The organism is Achromobacter sp. NPDC058515, from assembly GCF_042721735.1.
GTDB lineage: Bacteria > Pseudomonadota > Gammaproteobacteria > Burkholderiales > Burkholderiaceae_B > Achromobacter.
On sequence record NZ_JBHXNI010000011.1, the window covers coordinates 39,208 to 63,796 of the forward strand.

19 protein-coding genes are annotated in these 24,589 nt (G+C 68.3%); 5 read left to right on the top strand and 14 right to left on the bottom strand.

Annotated elements, in window-relative coordinates:
* Nucleotide 1 precedes the first annotated feature (1 nt).
* Entirely contained in the window at nt 2–5,797 is a 5,796-nt protein-coding gene (uvrA, locus tag ACFWP0_RS19030; protein ID WP_377844627.1) for an excinuclease ABC subunit UvrA, read from the bottom strand.
* Between the two features lie 240 nt (nt 5,798–6,037).
* Here uvrA and ACFWP0_RS19035 point away from each other — a divergent pair, with 240 nt between their 5' ends.
* The 4 genes from ACFWP0_RS19035 (at nt 6,038) to ACFWP0_RS19050 (ending at nt 8,743) form a co-directional block, all read left to right on the top strand.
* Nucleotides 6,038–6,823: an IclR family transcriptional regulator gene (locus ACFWP0_RS19035; protein WP_377844629.1), complete on the top strand. Its 786-nt coding sequence runs from the start codon at nt 6,038–6,040 to the stop codon at nt 6,821–6,823.
* A gap of 22 nt (nt 6,824–6,845) precedes the next feature.
* Entirely contained in the window at nt 6,846–7,496 is a 651-nt protein-coding gene (locus ACFWP0_RS19040) for a bifunctional 4-hydroxy-2-oxoglutarate aldolase/2-dehydro-3-deoxy-phosphogluconate aldolase (RefSeq protein ID WP_377844631.1), read from the top strand.
* Nucleotides 7,489–8,427, top strand: a complete 939-nt coding sequence (locus ACFWP0_RS19045) for a sugar kinase (RefSeq protein WP_377844633.1) — start codon at nt 7,489–7,491, stop codon at nt 8,425–8,427. The genes ACFWP0_RS19040 and ACFWP0_RS19045 overlap by 8 nt, the downstream gene beginning before the upstream one ends.
* 187 nt (nt 8,428–8,614) lie before the next feature.
* Nucleotides 8,615–8,743 (top strand): hypothetical protein, encoded by a 129-nt coding sequence (locus ACFWP0_RS19050; RefSeq protein ID WP_006226408.1) that lies wholly within the window; start codon nt 8,615–8,617, stop codon nt 8,741–8,743.
* Between the two features lie 80 nt (nt 8,744–8,823).
* Here ACFWP0_RS19050 and ACFWP0_RS19055 read toward each other — a convergent pair whose 3' ends face one another.
* Nucleotides 8,824–9,783, bottom strand: coding sequence for a LysR substrate-binding domain-containing protein (locus ACFWP0_RS19055; protein WP_377844634.1), 960 nt, complete (start codon nt 9,781–9,783; stop codon nt 8,824–8,826).
* A 223-nt stretch (nt 9,784–10,006) separates the two neighbouring features.
* Here ACFWP0_RS19055 and ACFWP0_RS19060 point away from each other — a divergent pair, with 223 nt between their 5' ends.
* Nucleotides 10,007–10,942, top strand: a complete 936-nt coding sequence (locus ACFWP0_RS19060) for a glycosyltransferase family 2 protein (RefSeq protein ID WP_377844636.1) — start codon at nt 10,007–10,009, stop codon at nt 10,940–10,942.
* Nucleotides 10,943–11,071: 129 nt separating this feature from the next.
* Here ACFWP0_RS19060 and ACFWP0_RS19065 read toward each other — a convergent pair whose 3' ends face one another.
* The 12 genes from ACFWP0_RS19065 to ACFWP0_RS19120 form a co-directional block, all read right to left on the bottom strand.
* Nucleotides 11,072–11,833, bottom strand: coding sequence for an ABC transporter ATP-binding protein (locus ACFWP0_RS19065; protein ID WP_377844637.1), 762 nt, complete (start codon nt 11,831–11,833; stop codon nt 11,072–11,074).
* Nucleotides 11,834–13,627 carry an ATP-binding cassette domain-containing protein gene (locus ACFWP0_RS19070; RefSeq protein WP_377844639.1) on the bottom strand — a complete coding sequence of 598 codons (1,794 nt, stop codon included), beginning with the start codon at nt 13,625–13,627 and terminating at the stop codon, nt 11,834–11,836. It abuts the gene before it with no gap.
* On the bottom strand, nt 13,624–14,664 hold the full coding sequence (locus ACFWP0_RS19075) for a branched-chain amino acid ABC transporter permease (protein ID WP_377844640.1): 1,041 nt from the start codon (nt 14,662–14,664) through the stop codon (nt 13,624–13,626). Before ACFWP0_RS19075 ends, ACFWP0_RS19070 begins: the two co-directional genes overlap by 4 nt.
* 97 nt (nt 14,665–14,761) lie before the next feature.
* Complete coding sequence (locus ACFWP0_RS19080; protein ID WP_377844642.1) at nt 14,762–15,913, bottom strand: ABC transporter substrate-binding protein; 1,152 nt, start codon at nt 15,911–15,913, stop codon at nt 14,762–14,764.
* 176 nt (nt 15,914–16,089) lie between these two features.
* Nucleotides 16,090–16,818, bottom strand: a complete 729-nt coding sequence (locus tag ACFWP0_RS19085; RefSeq protein ID WP_377844643.1) for an SDR family NAD(P)-dependent oxidoreductase — start codon at nt 16,816–16,818, stop codon at nt 16,090–16,092.
* A 36-nt stretch (nt 16,819–16,854) separates the two neighbouring features.
* Nucleotides 16,855–17,640 (bottom strand): cyclase family protein, encoded by a 786-nt coding sequence (locus ACFWP0_RS19090; protein WP_377844645.1) that lies wholly within the window; start codon nt 17,638–17,640, stop codon nt 16,855–16,857.
* 41 nt (nt 17,641–17,681) lie between these two features.
* A complete protein-coding gene (locus tag ACFWP0_RS19095) occupies nt 17,682–18,923 on the bottom strand; it encodes an SDR family NAD(P)-dependent oxidoreductase (RefSeq protein WP_377844647.1) in 1,242 nt (413 codons plus the stop codon).
* The gene (locus ACFWP0_RS19100; protein WP_377844649.1) at nt 18,920–20,089 is read right to left on the bottom strand and encodes a thiolase family protein; all 1,170 of its coding nucleotides are present in this window, start codon (nt 20,087–20,089) and stop codon (nt 18,920–18,922) included. Before ACFWP0_RS19100 ends, ACFWP0_RS19095 begins: the two co-directional genes overlap by 4 nt.
* Nucleotides 20,086–21,759: an AMP-binding protein gene (locus ACFWP0_RS19105; RefSeq protein WP_377844651.1), complete on the bottom strand. Its 1,674-nt coding sequence runs from the start codon at nt 21,757–21,759 to the stop codon at nt 20,086–20,088. The genes ACFWP0_RS19100 and ACFWP0_RS19105 overlap by 4 nt, the downstream gene beginning before the upstream one ends.
* Nucleotides 21,760–21,768: 9 nt before the next feature.
* Complete coding sequence (locus ACFWP0_RS19110) at nt 21,769–22,260, bottom strand: aromatic-ring-hydroxylating dioxygenase subunit beta (RefSeq protein ID WP_377844653.1); 492 nt, start codon at nt 22,258–22,260, stop codon at nt 21,769–21,771.
* Nucleotides 22,257–23,576 carry an aromatic ring-hydroxylating dioxygenase subunit alpha gene (locus ACFWP0_RS19115; RefSeq protein ID WP_377844655.1) on the bottom strand — a complete coding sequence of 440 codons (1,320 nt, stop codon included), beginning with the start codon at nt 23,574–23,576 and terminating at the stop codon, nt 22,257–22,259. The genes ACFWP0_RS19110 and ACFWP0_RS19115 overlap by 4 nt, the downstream gene beginning before the upstream one ends.
* A gap of 13 nt (nt 23,577–23,589) precedes the next feature.
* Nucleotides 23,590–24,567: a PDR/VanB family oxidoreductase gene (locus ACFWP0_RS19120; RefSeq protein WP_377844657.1), complete on the bottom strand. Its 978-nt coding sequence runs from the start codon at nt 24,565–24,567 to the stop codon at nt 23,590–23,592.
* Between the last annotated feature and the right edge of the window lie 22 nt (nt 24,568–24,589).

Consider the following 24,589-nt stretch of genomic DNA (forward strand, 5'->3'; position numbering starts at 1 on the left):
CTTATTGCTGCGGTTGATGGGACAGGAATTCCGTCAGGACGCGCCCCGTATGGGAATGGTCGGCCAGCGTCATCACGTGTTCGGGCGAGCCTTCGCCCACGAGTTGTCCGCCGCCCGTGCCGCCTTCGGGGCCCAGGTCCAGCAGCCAGTCGGCTTCGGCGATGACATCCAGGTTGTGTTCGATCACCACCACCGTATTGCCGGCTTCCACCAGGCGGTGCAGCACGTGGATCAGCTTTTCGACGTCGGCCATCGACAGGCCCACCGTCGGCTCATCCAGCACATACAGCGTGTGGGGGATGCGCGAGGCGCGGCCGGTCTTGATCAGGCCGTCGGTCAGGCGGGCCTTGGACAGCTCGGTCACCAGCTTGATGCGCTGCGCCTCGCCGCCCGACAGGGTGGGAGACGGCTGGCCCAGGGTCAGATAGCCCAGGCCCACGTCCTGCATCAGCTGCAGCGGACGGTGGATCTTGGGGTGGGCGGCGAAGTAGCCGATGGCGTCGTCCACTTCCATGGACAGCAGTTCGCCGGCGTTCTTGCCGCGCATCTGCACGCTGAGCGTGTCGTTGTTGAAGCGCGCGCCGTTGCAGGCGTCGCAAGGCACCTTCACGTCGGGCAGGAAGTTCATCTCGATGGTGCGCATGCCCTGGCCTTCGCAGATCGGGCAGCGGCCGTCGCCGGTATTGAACGAGAAGCGCGCCGCCGTCCAGCCGCGCATGCGGGCCTCGCGGGTGTCGGCGAACTGCTTGCGCACGTCGTCCCAGAAGCCCACGTAGGTGGCGGGGCACGAACGCGGCGTCTTGCCGATGGGGGTCTGGTCCACTTCCAGCACGCGGTCGATGGCTTCCCAGCCCTTGATGCTCTCGCAGCCCGCCCAGCCCGGCGCCTTGCCCTGCGAGACGGCCTGGGTCAGGTTGTCCAGCAGCACTTCGCGCGCCAGGGTGGATTTGCCCGATCCGGATACGCCGGTCACCACGCTCAGCCGGCCCACGGGGAACTTGGCGTCCACGCTGCGCAGATTGTGCAGGCGCGCGCCGCGGATCTCGATCATGGGCGTGTCGGCCTCGACCGGGCGGCGGCCCTGCAGCGGATGCGCAAGCGGGGTCTTGAGGTAGCGGCCGGTGACGGATTCGGGTGAATCCATCAGGTCCTGGACGGTGCCTTGCGCCACGACGCGGCCGCCGCGGATGCCCGCGCCCGGCCCGATGTCGATGACGTGCGAGGCCCGGCGGATCGTGTCGTCGTCGTGCTCAACCACCACCAGCGTGTTGCCGTTCTTTTCCAGGCGCGCCAGCGCGTCCAGCAGGATGCGGTTGTCGCGCGGGTGCAGGCCGATGGTGGGCTCGTCCAGCACGTAGCAGACGCCCTGCAGGTTGGAGCCCAGCTGCGCGGCCAGCCGGATGCGCTGCGCCTCGCCGCCCGACAGCGTCGGCGCGGCGCGGTCCAGCGCCAGGTAGTTCAGGCCCACTTCCTGCATGAAGTTCAGGCGGCCGCGGATTTCCGCGAGGATGTCGCGGGCGATCTCGCCTTCGCGGCCGCGCGCCACCAGCCCGGTGAAGAAGGTGTGCGCGTCGGACACAGGCAGCGATGCCAGCTCGGCGATCGACCTGTCGCGCCAGCGCACGGCGCGGGCGACCCGGTTCAGGCGCTGGCCGTCGCATTGCTTGCAGGGCTTGGCCTCGCCTTCGTACCAGGCGTTCCAGGCCGTTTCCTCGCCGGTCTGCTCTTCGTCGAAGCCCTGCAGCTGCAGGCCCGTGCCGAAGCAGCCCGTGCACCAGCCATGCTTGGAGTTGTACGAGAACAGGCGCGGATCGGGTTCGGGGAAGCTGGTGCCGCAAGACGGGCAGGCGCGCTTGACCGAGAAATGCTGTTGCTGCAATTCGCTGTTCAGCGCTTCGTGCAGCTTGCTCACGGGCCAGACCACAGACATCACGCCCTGGCCGTTTTCCAGCGCGCTCTTGACGGCCGCGCGCAGGTCGGCTTCGTTGGCAGGATCCACCACCACGTCGGCCACCGGCAGTTCGATGGTGTGTTCCTTGTAGCGGTCCAGGCGCGGCCAGGGGGCCACCGGGATGAACTCGCCGTCCACGCGCAGATGCGTATGGCCCTTGGAGCCGGCCCACTTGGCCAGGTCCGTGTAGTAGCCCTTGCGGGCGGTGACCAGCGGGGCCAGGAGGCCGATGTGCTCGCCCTTGTGGTCGCGCAGCAGGCGCGCCACGATCTGGTCCGTGTTCTGGGGTTCGACCGCCACGTTGCAGTCGGGGCAGTATTGCGTGCCCAGCTTCACGTAGAGCAGGCGCAGGAAATGGTGGATTTCCGTCATCGTGGCCACGGTGGACTTGCGGCCCCCGCGGCTGGTGCGCTGCTCGATCGCCACGGTGGGCGGGATGCCGAAGATGGCGTCCACATCCGGCTTGCCGGCGGGCTGCACGATGGCGCGGGCATAGGCGTTCAGCGATTCCAGGTAGCGGCGCTGGCCTTCGTTGAACAGGATGTCGAAGGCCAGCGTGGACTTGCCCGACCCCGATACGCCCGTGATGACGGTGAACTTGTCGTGGGGAATCTCCACGCTGATGTTCTTCAGGTTGTGCTCGCGCGCGTTGCGGATCTCGATCGCCATGTTGCCGTGGCGGCGTTCGCGCACCAGCGATTGCAGCGGCGTGCCTTCGCCCGCGCCATAGGCGGCGCCGGGCTCGGCGATGCGCGCGGTCAGGCCGGCCTGCTCGACTTCCTGCGCGTCGATGTCGTGGGTCACCACCACGTCGGCGGGCAGGATGCTGACTTCGTAGTCGCGCAGGGCGGCGCCCGTGTGCGACTTGGGGTTGTCGATGAGATCCTGCGGCGTGCCCACGCCGATCACCAGGCCGCCGGCGTCGCCGCCTTCGGGGCCCAGGTCGATCAGCCAGTCGGCCGCGCGGATCACGTCCAGGTTGTGCTCGATGACCAGCAGCGTGTGGCCCGCGGCCAGCAGCTTGCGGAAGGCGCGCATCAGCCGCGCGACGTCGTCGAAGTGCAGGCCGGTGGTGGGCTCGTCGAACAGGAACAGGCTGCCCTTCTTGGCGACCTTGGCGGTGGAGATGCCGCTGCGCGCGGCTTCCGCCAGGTGGCCGGCAAGCTTGAGCCGCTGCGCCTCGCCGCCCGACAGCGTCGGGACGGGCTGGCCCAGCCGCACGTACTCCAGGCCCACGTCGGCCAGCGGCGCGAGTCCGGTCTGCACATCGCGCAGGCCCTTGAAGAAGTCCAGCGCTTCGCTGACGGTCATGGCCAGCACTTCGTCGATGGAGGCGCTCTTGCCCAGGTGCTCGACGCGCACTTCCAGCACTTCGGGGCGGAAGCGCTTGCCGTCGCAGTCCGGGCAGCGCAGGTACACGTCGGACAGGAACTGCATTTCCACGTGTTCGAAGCCGGTGCCGCCGCAGGTCGGGCAGCGGCCGTCGCCGCCGTTGAAGCTGAACGTGCCCGCCGTGTAGGCGCGCTCGCGCGCCAGCGGCGCCTGCGCGAACAGCTTGCGGATGGCGTCGAACGCGCCCACATAGCTGGCCGGGTTGGAGCGGGCGGTCTTGCCGATCGGCGTCTGGTCCACCATGACGACGTCGGCGATCTGCTCGGCGCCCAGCAGGCGGTCGAAGGCGCCGGGCGCTTCCGACGGCTTGCCCTTCTGCTTGAGCAGGGCGGGGAACAGCACGTCCTGCACCAGCGTGGACTTGCCCGAGCCGGACACGCCGGTCACGCAGACCAGGCGGCCCAGCGGCAGCTCGATCGAGACGTTCTTCAGGTTGTGCGCGTTGACGCCTTCCAGCAGCAGGCGCGGCGTGTTGGCCGCCACCGGCATCGGGCGCGGCGCCTCCACGCGCATGCGGCCGCCCAGGTAGTCGCCGGTCAGCGTCGGGGCCGCGCGCAACTGCGCGGGCGTGCCGTCGAAGACGATGCGGCCGCCGCGTTCGCCGGGGCCGGGGCCGATGTCGATGACGCGGTCCGCGGCCACCATCACTTGCGGGTCGTGCTCCACCACCACCAGCGTGTTGCCGGCGTTGCGCAGGCGATGCATCACTTCGACCACCCGGTGCATGTCGCGCGGGTGCAAGCCGATGGACGGCTCGTCCAGCACGAACAGCGTGTTCACCAGCGAGGTGCCCAGCGCGGTGGTCAGGTTGATCCGCTGCACCTCGCCGCCCGACAGGGTGCGGCTCTGCCGGTCCAGCGTCAGGTAGCCCAGGCCGACGTCGCACAGGAACCGGAGGCGCGCGCGGACTTCCGTCATGAGCAGGTCGGTGGCCGCGTCCAGCGCGCCGGAGAAGGACAGCGTGTCGAAGAACCGGCGCACCCGTTCGATGGGCAGCAGCATCACGTCATGGATGGACAGGCCGTCCAGGCCGTTGAGCTGTTCGCGGCTCCAGTTGGCGCCGACCGGCATGAAGCGCTTGTAGCGGCCGTCTTCCGGCGGCAGCACGGTGTCGGCCTCTTCCTTGGCGCCCAGGCGCCAGAGCAGCGCGTCGGGTTTCAGGCGCGCGCCGTTGCAGGTGGGGCAGGGCGTGTAGCTGCGGTACTTGGACAGCAGCACGCGCACGTGCATCTTGTAGGCCTTGGTTTCCAGCCAGTCGAAAAAGCGCTGCACGCCGTACCACTGGTGCTTCCAGGCGTCGTTGCCGCCCTTCCAGTCGGGCGTGCCGTAGAGCACCCAGCGCTTGTGCTCTTCGCTCATGTCCTTCCAGGGCACGCCCAGCGGGACGCCGGCGCGCGGCGCGTACTTTTGCAGTTCGTCCTGGCATTCCTTGTAGGACGGCGTGGTCCACGGCTTGATCGCGCCTTCCAGGAGGGTTTTCTTTTCGTCCGGAATGACCAGGCCGAAATCGATGCCGATCACGCGGCCAAAGCCGCGGCAGGCCTCGCATGCGCCCAGCGGCGAATTGAACGAGAAGCTGCTGGGCAGCGGGTCGGTGTATTCGATGTCGCAGTCGGCGCAGTGCAGGCGGTCGCTGTACTTCCAGATGTGCGCGTTGCCGCCTTCGGCGTCCATGACGTAGATGGCGATGTGGCCGGCGCCCATGCGCAGCGCCGTGTCCAGCGCTTCCATGACGCGCTCGCGCTCGGTGCCGGCGAAACGGAAGCGGTCCTGGATCACGTGCAGGATACGGCGCGCCTCGGTGGCGGCCTTTGCGGCCTTGCCCTTCTTGGCGCCCTTGGCCGGGGCGGCCCTTGCCGGGGCGGCCCTTGCCGGGGCGGCGGCGCGGGGCACGGCGCTTTCCTCGGCATGCACGCGGGTGTAGCCCTGCTGCTCGAGAAAGCCGCGCACTTCGTCTTCGGTGAAGTTCGCGGGCACGGCGATGGGGAAGGTCACGACCAGGCGCGGATCGCCCGCCGCCGCGGCGCGTTCGGCCAGCGAGTGGTAGACGGAATCCGGCGTATCGCGGCGCACCACCTTGCCGCAGCCGCGGCAATACAGGCGCGCGCCGCGCGCAAACAGCAGTTTCAGATGGTCGTTGAGCTCGGTCATCGTGCCGACCGTGCTGCGCGAGCTGCGCACCGGGTTGGTCTGGTCGATGGCGATGGCCGGCAGGATGCCTTCGATGCGGTCCACCTGCGGCTTGTCCATGCGGTCCAGGAACTGGCGCGCATAGGGCGAGAAGGTTTCCACATAGCGCCGCTGCCCCTCGGCGTACAGGGTGTCGAAGGCCAGCGAACTTTTGCCGGACCCCGACACGCCGGTCACGACGACCAGTTCGCCGGTGGCGATGGTCAGGTCCAGGTTCTTGAGATTGTTCTGGCGTGCGCCAACGATGCGGATTTGGGAGCTCATGGACGGTATCGTAGCCTGAGGGAGGAAGCTGGCCGGCGCGGCGATCCATCGCTGGTTCCGGGCGCGGCGATATGGAATAATTGACTATATTGTGAGGCGGTGGTCCATAATATGGACAAACAGCGCCTCATTAGCTGTACAAATAAACAGTATCGCAGATTCGTCTGAAAATCGCGCTGTTTGCGTTGCGCATCTGCTTATCCATTGTTAATGGCCATTCGCCATTATTTGGGGACGTTCTTGTCGGAAACCAAGGTCGCGGGCGCCGCGGCGTTCGCGAAATTCATGACGGTGCTGCAGGCAGTGGCCGATGCGCCGCATCCGCCCACGGCGGCAACGCTGGCGCGCACCTGCGGCTATCCCCGGCCCACTGTCTACCGGATCATCGCCGCCCTGGCCGAGCAGGGCATGGTCGGCGAAGCCGGCGGCGTCTATCGCCTGGGCCCGCGCCTGATGTCCCTGGCCAGCCGGGCCTGGTCGCAGTTCGACCTGCGGGCCGCGCTGGCGCCCGAGCTGCAGGCCTTGCGCGACGCAACCGGCGAGACCGTGCACCTGGCGGTTCCCGCCGGGCACGAGATGATCTACATCGACAAGCTGGAAAGCCCCGGCCCCGTGCGCATGGTGTCGCGCGTGGGTTCGGCCGTGGCCCTGCATTCCAGCGCAGTGGGCAAGGCCTACCTGGCCGCGCTGGACGATGCCTCGCGCGAACGCCTGCTGCGCGATCTGCCGCTGGCCGCGCGCATGCCGTCCACGGTGACGAGCCTGCCCGCGCTGCGCGCCGTGCTGGGCGAGGCGGCCGCGCGCGGGTACGCCATGGACAACGAGGAAAATGAACCCGGCATCGTCTGCTACGGCGTGGCGCTGTGCGACGCGGCCGGCCGGCCCGTCGCGGGGGTCAGCGTCAGCACGCTGCTGTTCCGGCGGCGCGACGATCCGCAAGCCGCCTATATCGAACCCTTGCTGCGGCTGCGCGACGCCGCCGCGGCCAAACTCGCCGTCCTGCCGGTATCGTCCGGCGGCGCGTGACCGTCAGCCCCAAAGGAATTCCATGACCGCATCCGCTGCTCCCATCGCCTCCAAGCTTGCCGCCCTGCTGGCCGCCCGGGTCGTCCCCGTGCTGCGCTACTCGGACGCGGCCGCCGCGGCCTACGCCGCCGAAGTCGCCGTCGCCGCCGGCTGCACCACGCTGGAACTGACCTGGACCATTCCTGGCGTGACCGACCTGGTGCGCGCGCTGCGCGACAAGCACGGGGCCGGCCTGCTGCTGGGCGTGGGCACCGTGCTCGACGAGGCCCAGGCGCGCGAGGCGCTGGTGGCGGGCGCGGACTTCCTGGTGTCGCCGGCGCTGGCCACCGACATCGTCGACATGGCGCACGCCGCCGGCGCCCTGTGCCTCCTGGGCGCGTTCACGCCCACCGAAGTGCTGGCGGCCCGCCGCGCCGGCGTGGACGTGGTGAAGGTGTTCCCGGCGGATACGGGCGGCCCCAAGCACCTGGCCGCGCTGAAGTCCGTCTACCCGGACACGATCTTCTGCCCCACGGGCGGCATCACCCAGGACAACATGGGCTCGTATTTCGCCGCCGGCGCCGGCCTGGTGGGCATCGGCAGCAACCTCTACGACAAGGCCGCCTTCGCCGCGCGCGACACCGCCGCGCTGGTGGCGCAGATCACCCGCACCCGGGAGGCCGCCCATGGCTGACTTCGATATCGTCGCTCTCGGCGAGCCGCTGGTTGAACTGAACCAGACCCACAAAGGCCAGCTGCAATACCTGCAGGGCTTTGGCGGCGACACCTCCAACGCGGTCATCGCCGCGGCGCGCCAGGGCGCGCGCTGCGCCTACCTTACCCGGGTGGGCAACGACGCCTTCGGCAAGCAATTCCTGGACCTGTGGAACGCCGAGGGCGTGGATACGTCGGGCGTGCAGGTGGACGACGACGCCCACACCGGCCTGTATTTCGTGCAGCACGGCCCGGACGGCCACGCCTTCAGCTACCTGCGCCGCGGCTCCGCCGCCAGCCTGATGACGCCGGCCACCCTGCAGGGCGGCCTGATCGAACGCGCGCGGTTCCTGCACGTCTCGGGCATCAGCATGGCGATCAGCACCAGCGCCTGCGACACGGTTTTTGCCGCCATCGAGCGCGCGCACGCCGCCGGCGCGCAGGTCAGCCTGGATTCGAACCTGCGGCTGCGGCTGTGGCCGGTAGACCGCGCCCGCGCCGTCCTGCGCGAAACGATGCGCGCGGCCGACCTGTTCCTGCCCAGCATGGACGATATGCAGCACCTGACCGGCAACGACGACCCCGAACGCACGCTGGACTGGATCCGGGACGGCGGCGCGGCGGGCGTGGTGGTGCTGAAGCTGGGCAAGGACGGCTCCATCATCGACGACGGACGCACCCGCACGCCGGTAGCCGCCTTGCGCGTGGACGCCGTGGATGCCACCGGCGCCGGCGACTGCTTTGCCGGCAGCCTGCTGGCGCGCCGCTGCCAGGGCGATTCCTGGGAAGACGCGGTGCGCTACGCCAACGCCGCGGCGGCGCTGTCCACGCTGGGCTATGGCGCGGTCGATCCGCTGCCGCGGGCCGAGCAGGTCTGGGAACGGCTGAAGTCGCTTTCCGAAGGCGCCTGAGGGCCGCGGAGCAGGGCGCAAGCCTGATGGGGACAGATGCGGTCGCTGCCGGCGCGCGCTGATTTCCCCATCATTGGCGAAGTTTCCTGATTTCAGGATAAAATGCCAAGTTATCCGAATTTTTCCGCCAGCCCGGTTTCCGGTTGTGCGGTGACTTTTTTTCCGCAAATTCAACTGGAGAATCAATATGGCTGAACGCAAACGCGTGCGTCGCAACACCCTGGAACGCCGTTGCCTGGGCAAGGCCTTCAAGCGCTTGTTCGTCAAGTCGCCCAAGGGCGTGTTCAAGATGCTGGAAAAGATCAAGCGCGTCTAATTGACGTTGCCGGCCGGGCGGTCTGACCAGACCCGGCCTGATCCTGAAAAAACCCGCAGGCTCGCGCCTTGCGGGTTTTTTTATGCTTCGGCGGGGCCGAGCTTGGGGCGGATGAAGTCCATGAAGGCCCGCGTCTTTGCCGGCTGGATGCTCGACGGATACACCACGTAGATCGAGATAGGGTCCACCGACCAGCCCGGCAGCACGCGCCTGAGCGAGTTGCGCTTGATGATCGGGTCCAGGGCCTGGCAGTGCGGCATGCGCGTAATGGCCAGGTCCAGGCCGGCCAGCGTTCCCGCGATGCTCATGTTGTTGGCCGCCAGGTGCCCGCTGACGGGGATGCGTTCCGACACCATGCCGTTGTGCAGCGTCCAGTACGAGTGCGCTTCGTCGATGGTTGTGCGCAGGCACTGGTGCTGCGTGAGATCGGCGGGCGTCTGGGGCTCTCCGTGGCGCTCCAGATAGCGGTCGGAGGCATACAAGTAGTTGTTCAGCGAGACCAGTTCGTGCACCACCGCGCCGCCGATAGGCGGGAAGGCGGCGCCGTTGCCGTTGTCCGAGGCCGCCGGGGGATAGTCGGCTTCGCGGCCAAAGCGCAGCACCACGTCGAACGGCGTGCCTTGCGCGTCGGACGCGGTCATCATGCTCAGGTCGAACTCGCACTCCACTTCCGGGTAGCGCTCGGTGAAATCATTGATGGTTTCGGGCAGCAGCCAGATCGCCAGGCTGTACGGCATGGAGACCCGCAGGTTGCCGGACGGGCCGCCCGACAGCGACTGCAATTGCTCGTGCGCCAGGCGGGCTTCGTCGATCAGGCCCTGGCAGCGGCGCATGTAGGCCGCGCCCGCTTCCGTGAGGTCCAGCCTGCGGGTGTTGCGGTTGATCAGCCGCAAGCCGATGGCGCGCTCCAGTTCGTTGATGCGGCGCGAGAGCGTCGACGTGGGCATGTCCAGCGCGCGGGCCGCCTGGCTGAAGCTCTTGCGCTTGGCAACCTCCACGAACAAGGCAATGTCATTGAGCTGGACGGTCGAGGCTTCCATAGGGGTTCCGAATTTGGCCGCCCGAGTTTACGCCACTACGGCGCGCGGCCCAACGCCCGCACAACCCTGCCATGGCGGAAAAAACCTACCGCTTGTCAGATTTGATTGCAAATTCGAATGCCCAGGCAACGGTTCATACAGGCATATCCCCTACACTTCAGGCGAAAACACAAGAAACAAGACCGCAGCGGTTGCATGGAGATCGCAAAGGGGCACAGTAGGCATGACCGATACACCACCGTTTTTCACAGTTCTGACGCCCACCTACAACCGGGCGGGTACGCTGCACCGGGTATATGAGTCGCTCTCCCGGCAAACATTCAGGGATTTCGAATGGGTCGTGGTGGACGACGGTTCCACCGACAACACCCACGAATCCATTCTGGAGTGGCAGGCGCGCGCCGATTTTCCTATCCGCTACGTCTGGCAAAACAATCAGCACAAGAAGACGGCGTTCAACCGGGGCGTGCGCGAGGCGCGCGGCCAGATGATCGTCGGCCTGGACAGCGACGACGAGATGCCGCCGGACGCGCTGGCCACCTTCAAGGACGCCTGGGAAGCGATTCCGCCCGCCCGCCGCGATTCCTACGTGGCCGTCACGGGCCTGTGCGCGCGGCCCGACGGCAGCGTCGTGGGCGACCGCTATCCGCAGGACGTGTTCGACAGCACGGCGGTGGACGTCTACTTCCGCTATCGCATCAAGGGCGAGAAATTCGGCTGTATGCGCACCGACATCCTCCGGAAGTATCCCTTCCCCGAGGATGTCGCGGGCTTCGTGCCGGAAAGCCTGGTCTGGTGGGCGGTGGCCCGCGCGGGCTTTCTCAGCCGCTTCATCAACCGGGTCGTGCGCACCTATCACGACACCCCGGGCGGCTTGAGCCAGAGCGCGGTCTCGGTGGCCAACAACGCCCAGGGCCTGTATCTCCTGGCCTGGGACATGCTGCAGCATCACCTGGAATTCTTCCGCTACCGGCCCCGCGAGTTCATCATGGCCGCCGCGCGCTACACGCGCTTTCGCCTGCACCTGAAGCACTCCGGCGTCCCGACGGCGGTGGGGGCCTACCGGCTGACGAATCCCGTCGCGACTTTCATGGTGGCCGCGATGTGGCCGCTGGGCTATGCGCTCTACCGCCGCGACAGGCGGCGCGGCGTGGCGTAGACACCCCAATTCCCAGGTGTCTGACACCCCCATGCGACAGGCGTCAAGTTTCCTGGCCCTCCCAAGGGGTGTCAGACACCTGCCGCATCTTGAAGGGGTGTCAGACACCTGCCGTATCTTGAAGGGGTGTCAGACACCTGCCGTATCTTGCGTCGCCGCCGCCGCCCCGTGCCCCAACCCCAGATACACCTCGACCACGCGCGGGTCCTGCGCCACCTGCGCGGCCGGGCCCTCGAGCGTGACGGCGCCGGTTTCCAGCACGTAGGCGTAATCGGCCACTTGCAGCGCCGCGCGCGCATTCTGCTCGATCAGCAGGATGGACACGCCCATTTCCCGCAGCCGCGCCACGATGCGGAACACCTCGCGCACGATGCGCGGCGCCAGGCCCAGGCTGGGCTCGTCCAGCATCAGCAGGCGGGGCTTGGCCATCAGCGCGCGGCCCACTGCCAGCATCTGGCGTTCGCCGCCGGACAGCGTGCCCGCCAGCTGGGCGCGGCGTTCCTGCAGCCGGGGGAACAGCTCATAGACCTCGGCCAGCGTCTTGTCCTGATCGCGCAGGCCGGTGCGAAAGCGGTGAAAAGCGCCCAGCATCAGGTTGTCTTCCACCGTCATTTCGGCGAACAGCTCGCGCTTTTCGGGCACCAGGTTCATGCCGGCGGCCACCATTTCCTCGATCTCGGCGTGTTCCTGCTCGCGGCCGCCAAAGACGATCCGGCCGCGCGAGGGCAGCACGCCCATGATGGCCGACAGCAGGGTGGTCTTGCCGGCGCCGTTGGGGCCGATCACGGTCACGATCTGGCCTTCGCCTACCGTCAGGCTGATGCCCGAGATGGCTTCAACCTTGTCGTAGGCCACGCGCAGGTCGCGCACTTCCAGCAGTTCTGCGCTCATCTATTCCACTCCGCCCAGATAGGCTTCAAGCACCGCGGGGTTTTGCTGAATCTCGGCGGGCAGGCCTTCCGCGATCTTCTCGCCGAAGTCCATGACCACCACGCGGTCCACCAGCCCCATCACGAAATCCATGTCGTGTTCAACCAGCAGGATCGCCATGCCTTCGGCGCGCAGCTTTTTCAGCAGTTCGGCCAGTTCGCATTTTTCCTGGTAGCGCAGCCCGGCGGCCGGCTCGTCCAGCAGCAGGATGCAGGGGTCGGACGCCAGCGCCCGCGCAATCTCCAGGATGCGCTGCTGCCCCAGGGCCAGCGATCCGGCTTCGTCATGCAGATGCTTGCCCAGGCCCACGCGTTCAACCTGGCGGGCGGCCTCGGCCAACAGGCGCGCTTCTTCCGGCCGGTCCATCCGCCAGGCGGCCGGCAGCACGCCGCGATGCCCGCGCAGGTGCGCGCCGATGGCCACGTTCTCCAGCACGCTCATGCGGCCCAGCAGGCGCACGTGCTGGAAGGTGCGAGACAAGCCCAGCCGCGCGATCTTGCGCGCGCCCGCGCCGGCCACCGGCTGGCCCAGCAGCGTCACCTGCCCCGAGGTGGGCGTGTCCACGCCGGATATCTGGTTGAACATCGTGCTCTTGCCGGCGCCGTTGGGGCCGATCAGCGCCAGGATCTCGCCGGCCCGGATTTCCAGGTTCATGGCGTTGTTGGCGACCAGCCCGCCGAACTTGCGGGTGACGTCCACGGCCTTGAGCACCACCTCGCCGCGCGGTGGCATGGGCTTTCTGGGCAGCGGCTCGGCCGACATGTCCAGCTTGCGCGTCTGCTTCTTGACCGGAATCCAGCGCGTCAGCACGGGCCACAGGCCGCTGCGGGCGCGGTGCAGCAGCAGCACCATGCCGAAGCCAAAGACGATGACTTCAAAGTTGCCGGTCTGGCCCAGCACCTTGGGCAGGAGGTCCTGCAGCCATTGCTTGAGCACCGTGAAGACGCCCGCGCCGACCAGCGCGCCCCACACCTGCCCCGCGCCGCCGATGACGGTCATGAACAGGTATTCGATGCCCATCTGCAGGCCGAAGGGGTTGGGATTCACGAAGCGCTGCATGTGCGCGTACAGCCAGCCCGACGCGCAGGCCTGCAAGGCGGCAATGACGAAGATCACCATGCGCGAGCGCGCCGTGTCCACGCCCATGGATTCCGCCATGACGCGGCCGCCCTTGAGCGCGCGGATGGCGCGCCCTTCGCGCGAGTCCAGCAGGTTCTGCGTGGACCAGACCGCGGCCAGCAGGAACGCCCAGATCAGGTAGTAGATGCTGCCGCCCTGGTTCAGCGTCCATCCGAACAGATTGATGGCCGGGATGTCCGGTATGCCGGTGTGGCCGCCCAGGCCCTCGACGGAGCCGAAGGCGAAGTACAGCGACAGGCCCCAGGCGATGGTGCCCAGCGGCAGGAAGTGGCCGGACAGCTTGAGCGTGATCGCGCCCAGCAGGTAGGCAATCGCCAGCGTCAGCGCCAGGCCGGCCAGCAGGGTCAGCCAGGGCGACGCGCCCAGCCAGGCCAGCCAGGACGGCAGGGTGTCGGCGCGGGTGGTGAGCAGCGCCGTGGTGTAGGCGCCCACGCCCACGAAGGCGGCCTGCCCGAAGCTGGTGAGGCCGCCGACGCCGGTCAGCAGCACCAGGCCCAGCGCCACCAGGGCATACAGGCCGATGTAGTTCAGCAGCGTCACATAGAACGGCGGCAGGACCAGGGGTCCCAGCGCCAGCAGAGCCAGGAACGCGAGGAGGATGTGGCGCGGGTTCATTCGTCTTCTTCCTCGACGTGATGGCTTTTCAGTGAACGCCAGAGCAGCACGGGGATGATCAGCGTGAACACGATGATTTCTTTGTAGGCGCTGGCCCAGAACGACGAGAAGGCTTCGATCAGGCCCACCAGGATGGCGCCGGCCGCGGCCAGCGGATAGCTCACCAGCCCGCCGATGATGGCGCCCACGAAGCCCTTCAGGCTGACCATGAAGCCGGAGTCGAAGTACATGGTGGTGATGGGGGCGATGAGGATGCCCGACACCGTGCCGATCAGCGCGGCGAGGAAGAACGTGGCCTTGCCCGCGAAGATGGGGGAAATGCCCATCAGGCGCGCGCCCAGCCGGTTGAAGGCGGCGGCCCGCAAGGCCTTGCCGTACATGGAGCGTTCGAAGAACTGGTAGAGCACGACGATGAGCAGCGCCGACACGGCCACCACCCACAGCGCCTGGCTGTTGACGTTGATGGGGCCCAGCGCCAGGCTGGCGTCGCTGAACGGCGCCGTGCGCGCGCCTTCCGCGCCAAAGGCCAGCAGCCCCAGCCCGACCAGCGCCAGGTGGACCGCAATGGAGACGATCAGGAGCACCAGCGTCGAGGCCGATGCGATGGGCTGGTAGAACAGGCGGTACAGTTGCGGCCCCATCGGCACGACCAGCAGCAGCGTCAGCAGCGCTTGCGCGGCCATGGGCAGCTGCGCCAGCGGCAGGCGGTAGAACAGCGCGGCGAGCGCCAGCGGATAGGCCACCTTGGCCGCCAGGCGCCACGCGCCGCGGTTGCGGCCCGGCCGCTTGCGGCGCGCCAGCAGGTCGGCGGCGGCTTCGGCCAGCGCGAAGGCCAGCAGCAGCCACACCAGCAGCACGGGCTTGCCGGCCTGGATGGCGGCCATGGTCAGCGCGCCGAAGGCGACGAACTCGCCCTGGGGGATGAACAGCACGCGGGTAACGGTAAAGACCAGCAGGATGGACAACGCCAAGAGCGCGTAGATAGCGCCGTTGGTGATGCCGTCCTGCCCGAGAATCAGGGCAATCTGAGCATTCATGCGAATTTCCGACAGGGACGGGACACGCGCGGGACCCCGGCGGGGCGGTCCCGCGCGGCGCGGCCGGCAAAGGCCGGCGGCGCCGCGCCAGGAGGCTTTACTTGACCAGCGTCCAGTTGCCGTCCTTCACGGTGATGAGCTCGCGGCCGCGGTCGTCAAAGCCGCTGTGGTCGGCGGCGCTCATGTTGTAGACGCCCTGCGTGCCCACCAGCTCCTTGGTCTGCTCCAGCGCGTCGCGCAAGGCGCTGCGGAACTCCTTGGTGCCCGGCTTGCCGGCCTTTTCCGCCAGCGGCACGGCCTTTTCCAGCAGCAGGCCGGCGTCGAAGACGTTGGCGCCGAAGGTGGCGGGCTTGGCGCCGTTGATCTTCTCGTAGGCGGCGATGTAGTCGCTGGCGACCTTTTTCGACGGGTTGCTGTCGGGCATTTCGGGCAGCACCAGCATCAGGCTGGCGGCCAGCACCGTGCCTTCGACCTTCTTGCCGCCCAGCTTCAGGAAGTCGGGCAGCGCGGCGCCGTGGGTCTGGTAGAACTTGCCCTTGTAGCCCTGATCGAAGAGCGTCGTCTGCGGCAGCACGCTGGCGGCGCCCGGCGCGGCCACCAGCACGGCGTCCGGCTTGGCGGCCAGGATCTTCAGGGCCTGGCCGGTGACCGAGCTGTCAAAGCGCAGGTAGCGTTCGTTGGCGGCGATCTTGATGCCCTTTTCCGCAGCCAGGCCGGAGAAGACCTTGTACCAGTTCTCGCCATAGGGATCGTTCAGGCCGATGAAGCCGACCGTCTTGATGCCGGTCTTGGCCATGTGGTCCACCAGCGCGCGCGCGATGATGTCGTCGTTCTGCGTGGTCTTGAACACCCACTTCTTCTGGTCGTTCATCGGCAGTACCACGGCGGCGGTGCCCACCGGCGCCAGCATGGGCACGCCGGCTTCGGCCGCGAACTGGATCACGCCCATGGCGTTGGGCGAGCCCGACGGGCCGATCAGCGCGTCCACGTTCTGTTCCGAGATCAGCTTCTTGAAGGCCGTGACCGAGTTGGTGGAATCGCTGGCGTCATCCAGCGAGATGTATTCCACGGTCAGGTCGCCGATCTTCTTGGGCAGCAGCGGCACCGTGTTCTTCTGCGGAATCCCGACCAGCGCGGTGGGGCCGGTGGACGAGGTGACGACGCCGACCTTGACTTGCGCCAGGGCGGGCAGGGCGAACAGGGCGGCGACGGCGGCGGCAGCGGCCAGGGGGAGTTTCTTCGACAGCATGGCAAAACCTCCGGATAGGGAGCAGAGTGGGAGTGCGGCTGGAAAACGGAGAAAGCAGGAACAGCGGGGAATTACTTGTTGCTTAAAATTTCAAAGGGGCAAGGATCAGCACTGTAGACCCGGTCCCCGTGCTTACCTATCCGTCAAAACCCGAAGCGGGCGGTTGGAATACGAGATCAGATGGTGATGGAACCCACGCTGGCGCCGCCGCAGACAAACAGCGTCTGCCCGGTGACGAAGCTGTTGGCGGGATCCGCGAAAAACATGACGGCGCGCGCCACATCGTCCGAACGGCCCAGGCGCTTGACCGGGATGCCGTTGGCCAGCTGCTTCTCGCGTTCGCTGCCGGGTTCGATCACTTCGTAGAACATGTCCGTCTGGATCGGGCCGGGGGCCACCACGTTGACCGTGATGCCGTAGGGCGCCAGCTCCAGCGACCAGGTGCGGGCCATGCCCACCATGCCGGCCTTCGTGGCCGAGTACGCGGTGCGGGTCGGCAGGCCCAGCGCGCCGCGCGAGGACATCATGACGATGCGGCCGAACTTGCGCTCCTGCATGCCGGGCAGCGCGGCCTGGACCAGGCTGATGGCCGCGCCCAGATGGATCTGGGTCAGGCCATGCAGCTCTTCCTGCGTGACTTGCGGCAGCAGGTTCGGCCAGATCACGCCGGCGTTGTGGATAACGTGGCTGATGGGAAACCTGGCCGCGGCCTCGGCCCCGGCCTGCGAGGTCGCCTCGGCGTCCAGCAGGTCGACCTGCACGTTGTGCAGGCGCGGATGGGTGAAGTCGGCGGCGCGGCGCGCCATCGAAATCACTTCATAGCCCGCGTCCAGCATGCTGCGGCAGATCTCGGCGCCGATGCCGGCGCTGCCGCCGGTGACGATGGCAACATTGGTTTGCGTCATGGTTTCCCTTGTTTTCCTGGTGTCGGCCGGACCGGATCAAGCCTTGGGCGCCAGCGCCAGCACGCGCAGCGGGCTGCCCGAGCCGCTGCGGATCTTCAGCGGCGCGGAAAAGATCACGGCGCCCGTGGCCGGCAGCTGGTCCAGGTTGGTCAGGCATTGCAGGCCGTAGCGGTTGTTGCCGTGCATGTAGTAGTGGCAGGGGTAGGGCGGGTCCAGGTGCTGGGCCTGGCCGGCGTCGGTGCCCACCGATTCGGTGCCGAAGCCGTGCACGTCGCGCTCTTTGATCAGCCAGGGCACGACCTCGGCGTCGGGGCCGGGGGAGTGCGCGCCGTCTTCCCGCATGTTCAGGTATTCGGCGGGCTTGGCGCGCTTGGACCAGTCGGTGCGCATCAGCACCCAGGACCGCGCGGGAATGCGGCCATGCCGTTCTTCCCATTTCTTCACGAAGTCGACGGTCAGGAGAAAGTCCGGGTTGTCGCGCGATTCGGCGGAACAGTCGATGACGCAGGCGCTGGCGATGAAGGCGTCGACGGGGATCGTGTCGACAGTATTGTCGGGCTGGTCCTTGCCCGTGACCCAGTGCGCCGGCGCATCGAAGTGCGTGCCCGTGTGCTCGGAACAAGAAAAGTTGTTCCAGTACCAGGCCGGGCCGCGCTCGTCGTAGCGCGAGATTTCCTCGATGCGGAACGGCCAGGCCTGGCCGAACTCCGGCGGCAGCACGATGGTGGGGAATTCCGGCGTCAGGGTTTCGGTCAGGTCCACCAGGCGGATGCGTCCGGAAACCAGTTCGGTCATGAATTGGGCAAGAATGTTTTGACTCACGGTGCTGTCTCCAGTTGGTTCGTGGGGGCGGCGGCGCGCGGCTACGCGCCCAGCTCCCGTTCCAGGCCCTTGGGGTTCTCGGCCAGCCGGGCGCGAAACTCCTGCGCCACGTCGCCGACATACACGTCCTCGATGCCATCCTTCAGCGCCCGCACGATGGCGGCGGCAATCGCCGCGGGCGCCACGCGCGGCGGCGGCGTGCGCTGTTCCCATTCATGGTCGACCGGGCCGGGGAACACGTTGACCACCCGCACTCCCGCGCCGCGCAGCTCCGCGCGCAGACATTGCGCCAGCGACAGCGCGGCGGCCTTGGATGCCGACCACATGCCGCGCGACGGCAGGTTCATGTGGGCGTAGATGGACAGCACGTTGACCCAGGCCGCGGCGCTGTTCACGCCGTCGGCGGCGCGTCCGCACAGCGCGGGGCCGAAGCACTGGGCCAGGCGCATCAGGCCCAGCACGTTCACGTCCATGGCGTCGCGCGCGGTGTTCACGTCCTTGCGGTTCAGCAGGCCGCCTTCGCGTTCCAGGTCGGCGGTGTTCACCAGGATCTCGACCTTGCCGCCGATGGAAGCGGCGACGCGCTCGACGGAATCGGTGTCGGTCACGTCCAGCGCCACCACCTGCACCCGCGGGTCCGCGCCCAGCGCGTCAAAGGCGGCATCGCGCTTCCAGGCCTGCGGGTCGCCCAGGAACACCGCGGGGCAGCCCGCGTCCAGCAGCGCGCGCGCCACGGCCTGGCCGACGGCCGACTTGCCGTCCGTCACCAGCGCGCGGCGGAACTTCGGGTCGCACGAGGTCTCGCGCAGGGTCTTGTCGTCTTCCATGTTCGGGGTATTCCTCTCAGGCAGGGCGATCATCACGGCCTGGCCGCTGCGGTCCAGCTTGAGCGCCAGGCGCACGCGGCCGCCATCGGCGCAGTCCTGGTGGACGTGCGCCACGACGGAAGGGCCGGCGTCCATGCGCACCGTGCCCACGCGCCAGGGCAGGCGCTCGCGGAAGTACAGGTCGTTGCTGTGATGCAGGGTGGTGCTGACCAGCAGCGCGCCGTTCGGATCGGCCGGCCGCCAGGGCAGGTGTTCGGACAGGCAGTCGCCGCACACTTCGCGGGGCGGGTACTGCACGGCGCCGCAGTCGGCGCAGGTCTGCAGGTCGAAGCGTCCTTCGGCGGCGGCGGCGGTCAGCCCCAGGGCCGCGCGGCTGCGCGAGCCGGGCGGCAGCGTGGGCTGCCGGGTGCGCGCAACGGGGTTCTTCCGGGGCGGCTTGGCTAGCGGCTCGGTCATGCGTCGCTCCTTGCCAGGATGGCCGCGGCGGTGCACAGCCCGCGGTCGTAATTGATCATGCCGAAGCCGCTGACCAGCCCCAGGCGGGCGCTGGCGACCTGCGTGCCGCCGGCCGCGCCGGTCAGCTGGCGCAGCGCCTCGACCATGCCGAGATAGCCGCCGGCGGCGCCCGCCTGGCCGACCGACAACTGGCCGCCGTTGGTGTTGAACGGGAAGCTGCCGTCCACCGTGAAGGTGTTGCCGCGCACGAAGTCCGGCGCCGCGCCTTTCTCGCAGAAGCCCAGGTCTTCCATCTGCATCAGGTTGATCACGGGGTAGTCGTCGTAGGCCTGCAGGAAGTCCATGTCGGCGGGGGCGGCGTTGGCCTGGCCGTACAGCTCGTCCACGTCCATGGTCCAGCCGCCGCGCGTCTGGATGGGATCTTCGATCCAGGCGTTGTGGCGTTCGATGGTGGACAGGATGCGGGCGCAGGGCAGCTTCAGCGCGCGCGCCCGGTCCTCGCTCATGACCAGGAAGGCGTCGGCCCCGGCGCAGGGCATGACGCAGTCGAACAGGTGGATCGGGTCGGTGATGACGCGGGCGTCCAGGTACTGCGCCAGCGTCAGCGGCTTTTTCATCAGCGCGTGCGGATAGCGCAAGGCGTTGTCGCGCTGGGCCACGCAGAGCTTGCCGAAGTCTTCGCGGGTGGCGCCGGTGGCGCGCATGTAGTTCGCGGTCAGGAGCGCGAAGCTGGCGTTCGGGCCGCCCGCGCCGTACGGGTAGACGGCGTCCTGCGCGAACCGCGAGAACTGGCTGACCGTATTGCGGAACGAGTCCACATGGTTGGTGTCGCCCGCGATGCAGGCCACGATGTCCGCGTCGCCCGCCTGCACGGCGCGCGCGGCGCGGCGCAGCGCGGCCACGCCGCTGGCGCCGCCCATGGGGATGTGGTCCAGCCAGCGCGGGCTCATGCCCAGGTGCTGCACCAGCCCGACGGCGGTGTCGGGCGCAAGGGTGAAGCTGGACACGCACAGCCCGTCCACATCGGTCTTGGCCACGCCGGCTTGCCGGATCAGCGCGCCCAGCGCGCGGCCCAGCCACCAGTGCGCGGCGTGCGTCGAATAGCGCTCGTAGGGAATCGTGACGGGCAGGGCCGCCACGACGCCGTCATAGCCCAGGCGGCTCATGGGCGAGCCTCCTCGGAGGCCGGCAAGCCCGCTGCAGCGGGCGTGGCATGGGGGCGCTTCTTCATCGCCGTCGTGTCCATGCAGCGCGCCGTGCCGGGCAAGGTGGGCGCCAGCGCCTTCATCTCGCCGCGCTGGATCTTGTTGGTGGTGGTGAGCGGCAGGCTGTCCACGAACGCGACATAGCCCGGCGCCTTGTAGTACGCGAGCTGCTCCAGGCTCCATTGCACGATGCCGCGCGCGGCCTCGGCCATGGCGGCTTCGCCGGCGGGCAGGATTTCCGGCACCACGCAGGCCAGCACTTCGTCGCCGCGCACGGGGTCGGGCACGGCGGCGACCGCCACCGCCTTCACCAGCGGATGCTGCATCAGCACGCTTTCCACTTCCACGGCCGAGATGTTCTCGCCGCTGCGGCGGATCACGTTCTTCTTGCGGTCGACGAAGCGCAGCGCGCCGTCGGCTTCGCGGCGCACGATGTCGCCGGTGTGGAACCAGCCGTCCTGCCAGGCTTCATCGGTGGCGGCCTGGTCCTTCAGGTAGCCGGCAAAAAAGCCGTAGCGCGGATCGTCGCCGGCATGGCGCACCAGCAGTTCGCCGTGTTCGCCGGCCGCGGCGGGGCCGCCTGCGTCCGTCACGATCCGCACCTGCACATCGTCTTCCTCGCGGCCGAAGCTGCTGGTGCCGACATGGCGCGGTTCCTGGTTGGCGATGACGACCGCGCCCGCGCCGGTCTCGGTCATGGCCCAGGCTTCCAGCAGCGGAAAGCCGAAGCGCGCTTCAAAGGGCTGGTGCAGCTTGCGGTCCACGCCCGCCCCGAAGCCGAAGCGGATGGCGGGCTGGCGGTCGCGCTCGGACGGCTCGGCCTTCATCAGGATGGCGGGCATGACGCCCAGGTAGTGCAGCACGGTGGCGCCGGACTCCCGCACGCTGTCCCACCAGGTCCTGGGATGGAAGCGGTCCAGCGGGATCAGGCAGCCGCCCGTCAGCACCATGGCCATGGCCGAATACGCCATGGCGTTCATGTGCACCAGCGGCAGCGGCGTCAGCATGCGTTCCTGGCCGGGGCGCAGCGCGGCCAGCCCGCCGATGCGCGCGTACCAGCCGCCCGCGTGCAGGAAGTAGCGGTTGGGCAGGATGCAGCCCTTGGGGCGGCCGGTGGTGCCGGACGTGTAGAGCAGCGCGCATTCGGTCAGCTCGGCGGGCGGCGTGTCGCCCAGGGGCGCGGGAAACGGCGCGGCGGGCGGCGCATCGTCCGGCCCCATGATGCGCAACGGACGGCCAGCGCGTTCGGCGGCCGCCAGCAGGTCGGCATGGCGTTCGGGCAGCGCCACGGCCAGCGCGATCTCGGAGTGGCCGGCCAGGTATTCCAGTTCGGCGGCGCGCAGGTCGGGGTTGATCGGCACGACCGAGACGCCCAGCGCGTTGAGCGCGAACCAGTGCAGGAAGAACGCGGGGCGGTTTTCCAGCAGCAGGCCGGCGCGGTGGCCGTGGCCATAGCCGGCCCGGGCGTAAGCGGCGCGCAGCGCCTCGATGGCGTCGGCGGCCCCGGCGTAGGTCAGCTCGCCTGTTTCGATGCCATAGGCGCCGGCCGTCTCGGGCAGGATGCACAGGAAGGGCCGGGCGCCGTGGCGGGCTGCGGTGTCGCGGAAAGCCTGGTGGACGGTGGGGCTCACAAGCCGCTCCTACATGAACAATTGGATGTTGCCGAAGGCGGCGTCGCAGTTGACGAGGTCAACGCGCTTTAAGCGGATGCGCAGGGCGCCGTCCCGTTCCACCAGGTGGTGCGTGGCCCAGCCGGCGTAAAGCGTTTGCGCGTCCTGCCGGGTTTCGACGTAATGGAAGGCGGTGCGCAACACGTAGCGGCCTTCTGCGGGCGCGGCCTCGGGGTGGCCGTGTTCCACGGCAGGCGCCTGCAGCAGGTGGTGGCAGCGGCTCTTGGGCTGTTGCGAGAACGTGCGCTGGCCGGCCAGCCGCTCCACGCGCACGCGCAGCAGCAGCTTGTCCTCGTACATGAGCGAGGCGTGCAGCTTCGGGTCGGTCTGGCCGTGGGCCAGCGGCATCCAGTAGCAGCCGTCCTCGGTGTACAGGTTCAGCCAGTCTTCGAAGCGCAGCTCGTCAAGCATGCGCGCCTCGGCGTAGACAAAATCGATAAGCTCGCGGTCGCTTGCGCTCATACGGAATCCGGTCCGGTCATGTAGCGGCCCCATGCGCGGTACTGGTTGCGCATTTGCCATTCATTGGTGCCATTGGTGGCGACGTTCTTCTGGCCGGCCTCGCCAGGCGTATACAGCCGTCCCACGTTCACCCAGTCGCGGGCGCGGGAGTTCAGGCCGTCCTGCGCGCGCTCGTACATTTCCAGGTCGTCGTGGCCGACCACGGACGTGGGGGCGTTGATGAGGCGGTTGTACATGAGGGTGCGCTCCAGCAGCAGGTCCGGCGCGCCCACCAGGCGGAAGGTCCAGGACTCCACCAGCGTGCGGTCGGCGGCGATGGGCTTGAAGATCCGCAGCGTCTGGATGGGGCCCTTGACCATGATGTTGGGGAAGTACACGGTGTTGTGGCGCACGTCGCCCAGGATCTGCCTGGCGCGTTCCTCTCCGTAGGCCGCCGCCATCGATTCCCAGTAGCCCGGCACGCCGGAATAGGACGCGTGGATGGAGTCCGACACGCCGGTGTGGCCGTGGCCGTTCTCCCAGACGCGGATGCCCATGTTCTCGAAGAACTCATAGGGCGAGATGAACGGCGCGAACAGCTCCACGGCCATGGGCTTGGGCGTGCCCGCCGGGGCCTGTTCCCAGACCTTGACGGCCGTGCCCGCGGACGATTCGTGCGCCACCATCGGGTGGCAGGTGTCGGTCTGGTTGTCGACCAGCATCTTCCAGTTGCAGCGGTGCATGTAGCGCAGCACGCCGCCGGCGACTTCGAGCCGGCCTTCGGGCGAGCGGTCCACCATGTTGTCCAGCGTGGAAAGCGATTCGCCGAAGAACTCCTCGAACGGCTGGCCGTCCGGGTTCAGGCGGCAGAACACGAAGCCGCGGTGGTTCTTCACGTCTTTCACGGCGGCCATGCCCTGGCTGGCTTCGCAGTTTTCCAGGCCGGTGTTCTCGTAGCCCTTCTTCAGCGGAATCGACAGCAGGCTGCCGTCCGTCTTGAACGTCCAGGCGTGGTAGGGGCAGCGGAAAAACTTGCCCGTGTTGCCGCAGGCGTCGCCCGCCACCATGGTGCCCTTGTGGGGGCAGCGGTTGTGCAGCACGCGCACCGTGCGGTCGCTGTGGCGCACCATCACGACGGGCTGGTTGCCGACCGTGGTGGTGATGTAGTCGCCGGGATTGGGCACCTGGCTGTCGTGGCCGACATAGACCCAGGTATTGGCGTACAGGCGCTCCATTTCCAGGTCGAACAGCTCCTGGTCGATGAACAGGTCCTTGTGCACCTCGGTGTCGCGCAGCAGGGCGCGGATGGCGTCGGGGTTGTCGCGGTATTTGGCCATGGTCGCTTCCTTCCTACAGGTCCAGCACCAGGCGCGCGGACTTGGCGCGCGAGATGCAGATCTGGATGATCTTGCCGCTGGCCTTCTCGGTGTCGGACAGGTAGTAGTCGCGGTGGTCGGGCTCGCCTTCCAGCACCGTGGCCTGGCAGACGCCGCATTCGCCTCGCTTGCAGTCGAACATCGGGTCGCAGCCTTCTTCTTCCATGACGTCGACGATGGTCTTGTCGGCGGGGATGGCCAGCACGCGGCCGGACTGGCGCAGCTCGACCTCGAAGGGCCGGTCGCCGGCCTGCGCGGCGGCGGTGACGAAGAGTTCAAAATGAATGTGCGCGTCGGGCCAGTGGCGCGCGCGGGCGCCCTGGATGACGGCGTCGATCAGGCCCTTGGGCCCGCACACGTACAGGTGCTGGCGCGGCGTTGCCGATTCCAGCAGCGCCTGGAGGTCGAAGCGGCTGGACGGGTCGTCGTCGGCGTGCAGCGTCAGGTCGCCGCCCGCCAGCGCCTGCAGCTCGGGCAGGAAGGCGAACTGGTCCTTGGCGCGGCCGCAGTAATGCAGGTGGAAGGCGCGGCCGGCGGCCTTGAGCGCGGCGGCCATGGACGCGATGGGCGTGATGCCGATGCCGCCCGCGATCAGCACGACGGGCTCGTCGCCCGCGGGCGATTCGTGCAGCGGAAAGTCGTTCTTCGGGCCTTCGACCGTCAGCGTGTCGCCTTCGGCCAGCGCATGCATGTGGCGCGATCCGCCCTGGCTGGCGTCTTCCAGCCGCACGCCCAGGCGGTATTCGGCGGGCTGGGCGAACTGCCCGGCTTCGGGCGCCAGCTGAACCAGCGAATAGCAGCGCGGGTCGCGCAGGCCCGGCACCGACACCTTCAGGTGCGCGCCCGGCCCGAAGGCGGGCAGCGGGCCGGCGTCCGCGCGCGCCAGCCGGAACGAGCGGATCAGCGGCGATTCCTGCCGGACTTCCCGGACGATCAGTTTGAATGTCTGCACAGCGTCTGTCTCTTGTCTGGTA

Excerpts from the sequence above, each read along its gene's own strand:
- uvrA (WP_377844627.1), bottom strand. The coding sequence starts at position 5,797 with ATGAGCTCCCAAATCCGCATCGTTGGCGCACGCCAGAACAATCTCAAG.
- ACFWP0_RS19040 (WP_377844631.1), top strand. The coding sequence starts at position 6,846 with ATGACCGCATCCGCTGCTCCCATCGCCTCCAAGCTTGCCGCCCTGCTG.
- ACFWP0_RS19045 (WP_377844633.1), top strand. The coding sequence starts at position 7,489 with ATGGCTGACTTCGATATCGTCGCTCTCGGCGAGCCGCTGGTTGAACTG.
- ACFWP0_RS19050 (WP_006226408.1), top strand. The coding sequence starts at position 8,615 with ATGGCTGAACGCAAACGCGTGCGTCGCAACACCCTGGAACGCCGTTGC.
- ACFWP0_RS19055 (WP_377844634.1), bottom strand. The coding sequence starts at position 9,783 with ATGGAAGCCTCGACCGTCCAGCTCAATGACATTGCCTTGTTCGTGGAG.
- ACFWP0_RS19060 (WP_377844636.1), top strand. The coding sequence starts at position 10,007 with ATGACCGATACACCACCGTTTTTCACAGTTCTGACGCCCACCTACAAC.
- ACFWP0_RS19065 (WP_377844637.1), bottom strand. The coding sequence starts at position 11,833 with ATGAGCGCAGAACTGCTGGAAGTGCGCGACCTGCGCGTGGCCTACGAC.
- ACFWP0_RS19070 (WP_377844639.1), bottom strand. The coding sequence starts at position 13,627 with ATGAACCCGCGCCACATCCTCCTCGCGTTCCTGGCTCTGCTGGCGCTG.
- ACFWP0_RS19075 (WP_377844640.1), bottom strand. The coding sequence starts at position 14,664 with ATGAATGCTCAGATTGCCCTGATTCTCGGGCAGGACGGCATCACCAAC.
- ACFWP0_RS19080 (WP_377844642.1), bottom strand. The coding sequence starts at position 15,913 with ATGCTGTCGAAGAAACTCCCCCTGGCCGCTGCCGCCGCCGTCGCCGCC.
- ACFWP0_RS19085 (WP_377844643.1), bottom strand. The coding sequence starts at position 16,818 with ATGACGCAAACCAATGTTGCCATCGTCACCGGCGGCAGCGCCGGCATC.
- ACFWP0_RS19095 (WP_377844647.1), bottom strand. The coding sequence starts at position 18,923 with ATGACCGAGCCGCTAGCCAAGCCGCCCCGGAAGAACCCCGTTGCGCGC.
- ACFWP0_RS19100 (WP_377844649.1), bottom strand. The coding sequence starts at position 20,089 with ATGAGCCGCCTGGGCTATGACGGCGTCGTGGCGGCCCTGCCCGTCACG.
- ACFWP0_RS19110 (WP_377844653.1), bottom strand. The coding sequence starts at position 22,260 with ATGAGCGCAAGCGACCGCGAGCTTATCGATTTTGTCTACGCCGAGGCG.
- ACFWP0_RS19115 (WP_377844655.1), bottom strand. The coding sequence starts at position 23,576 with ATGGCCAAATACCGCGACAACCCCGACGCCATCCGCGCCCTGCTGCGC.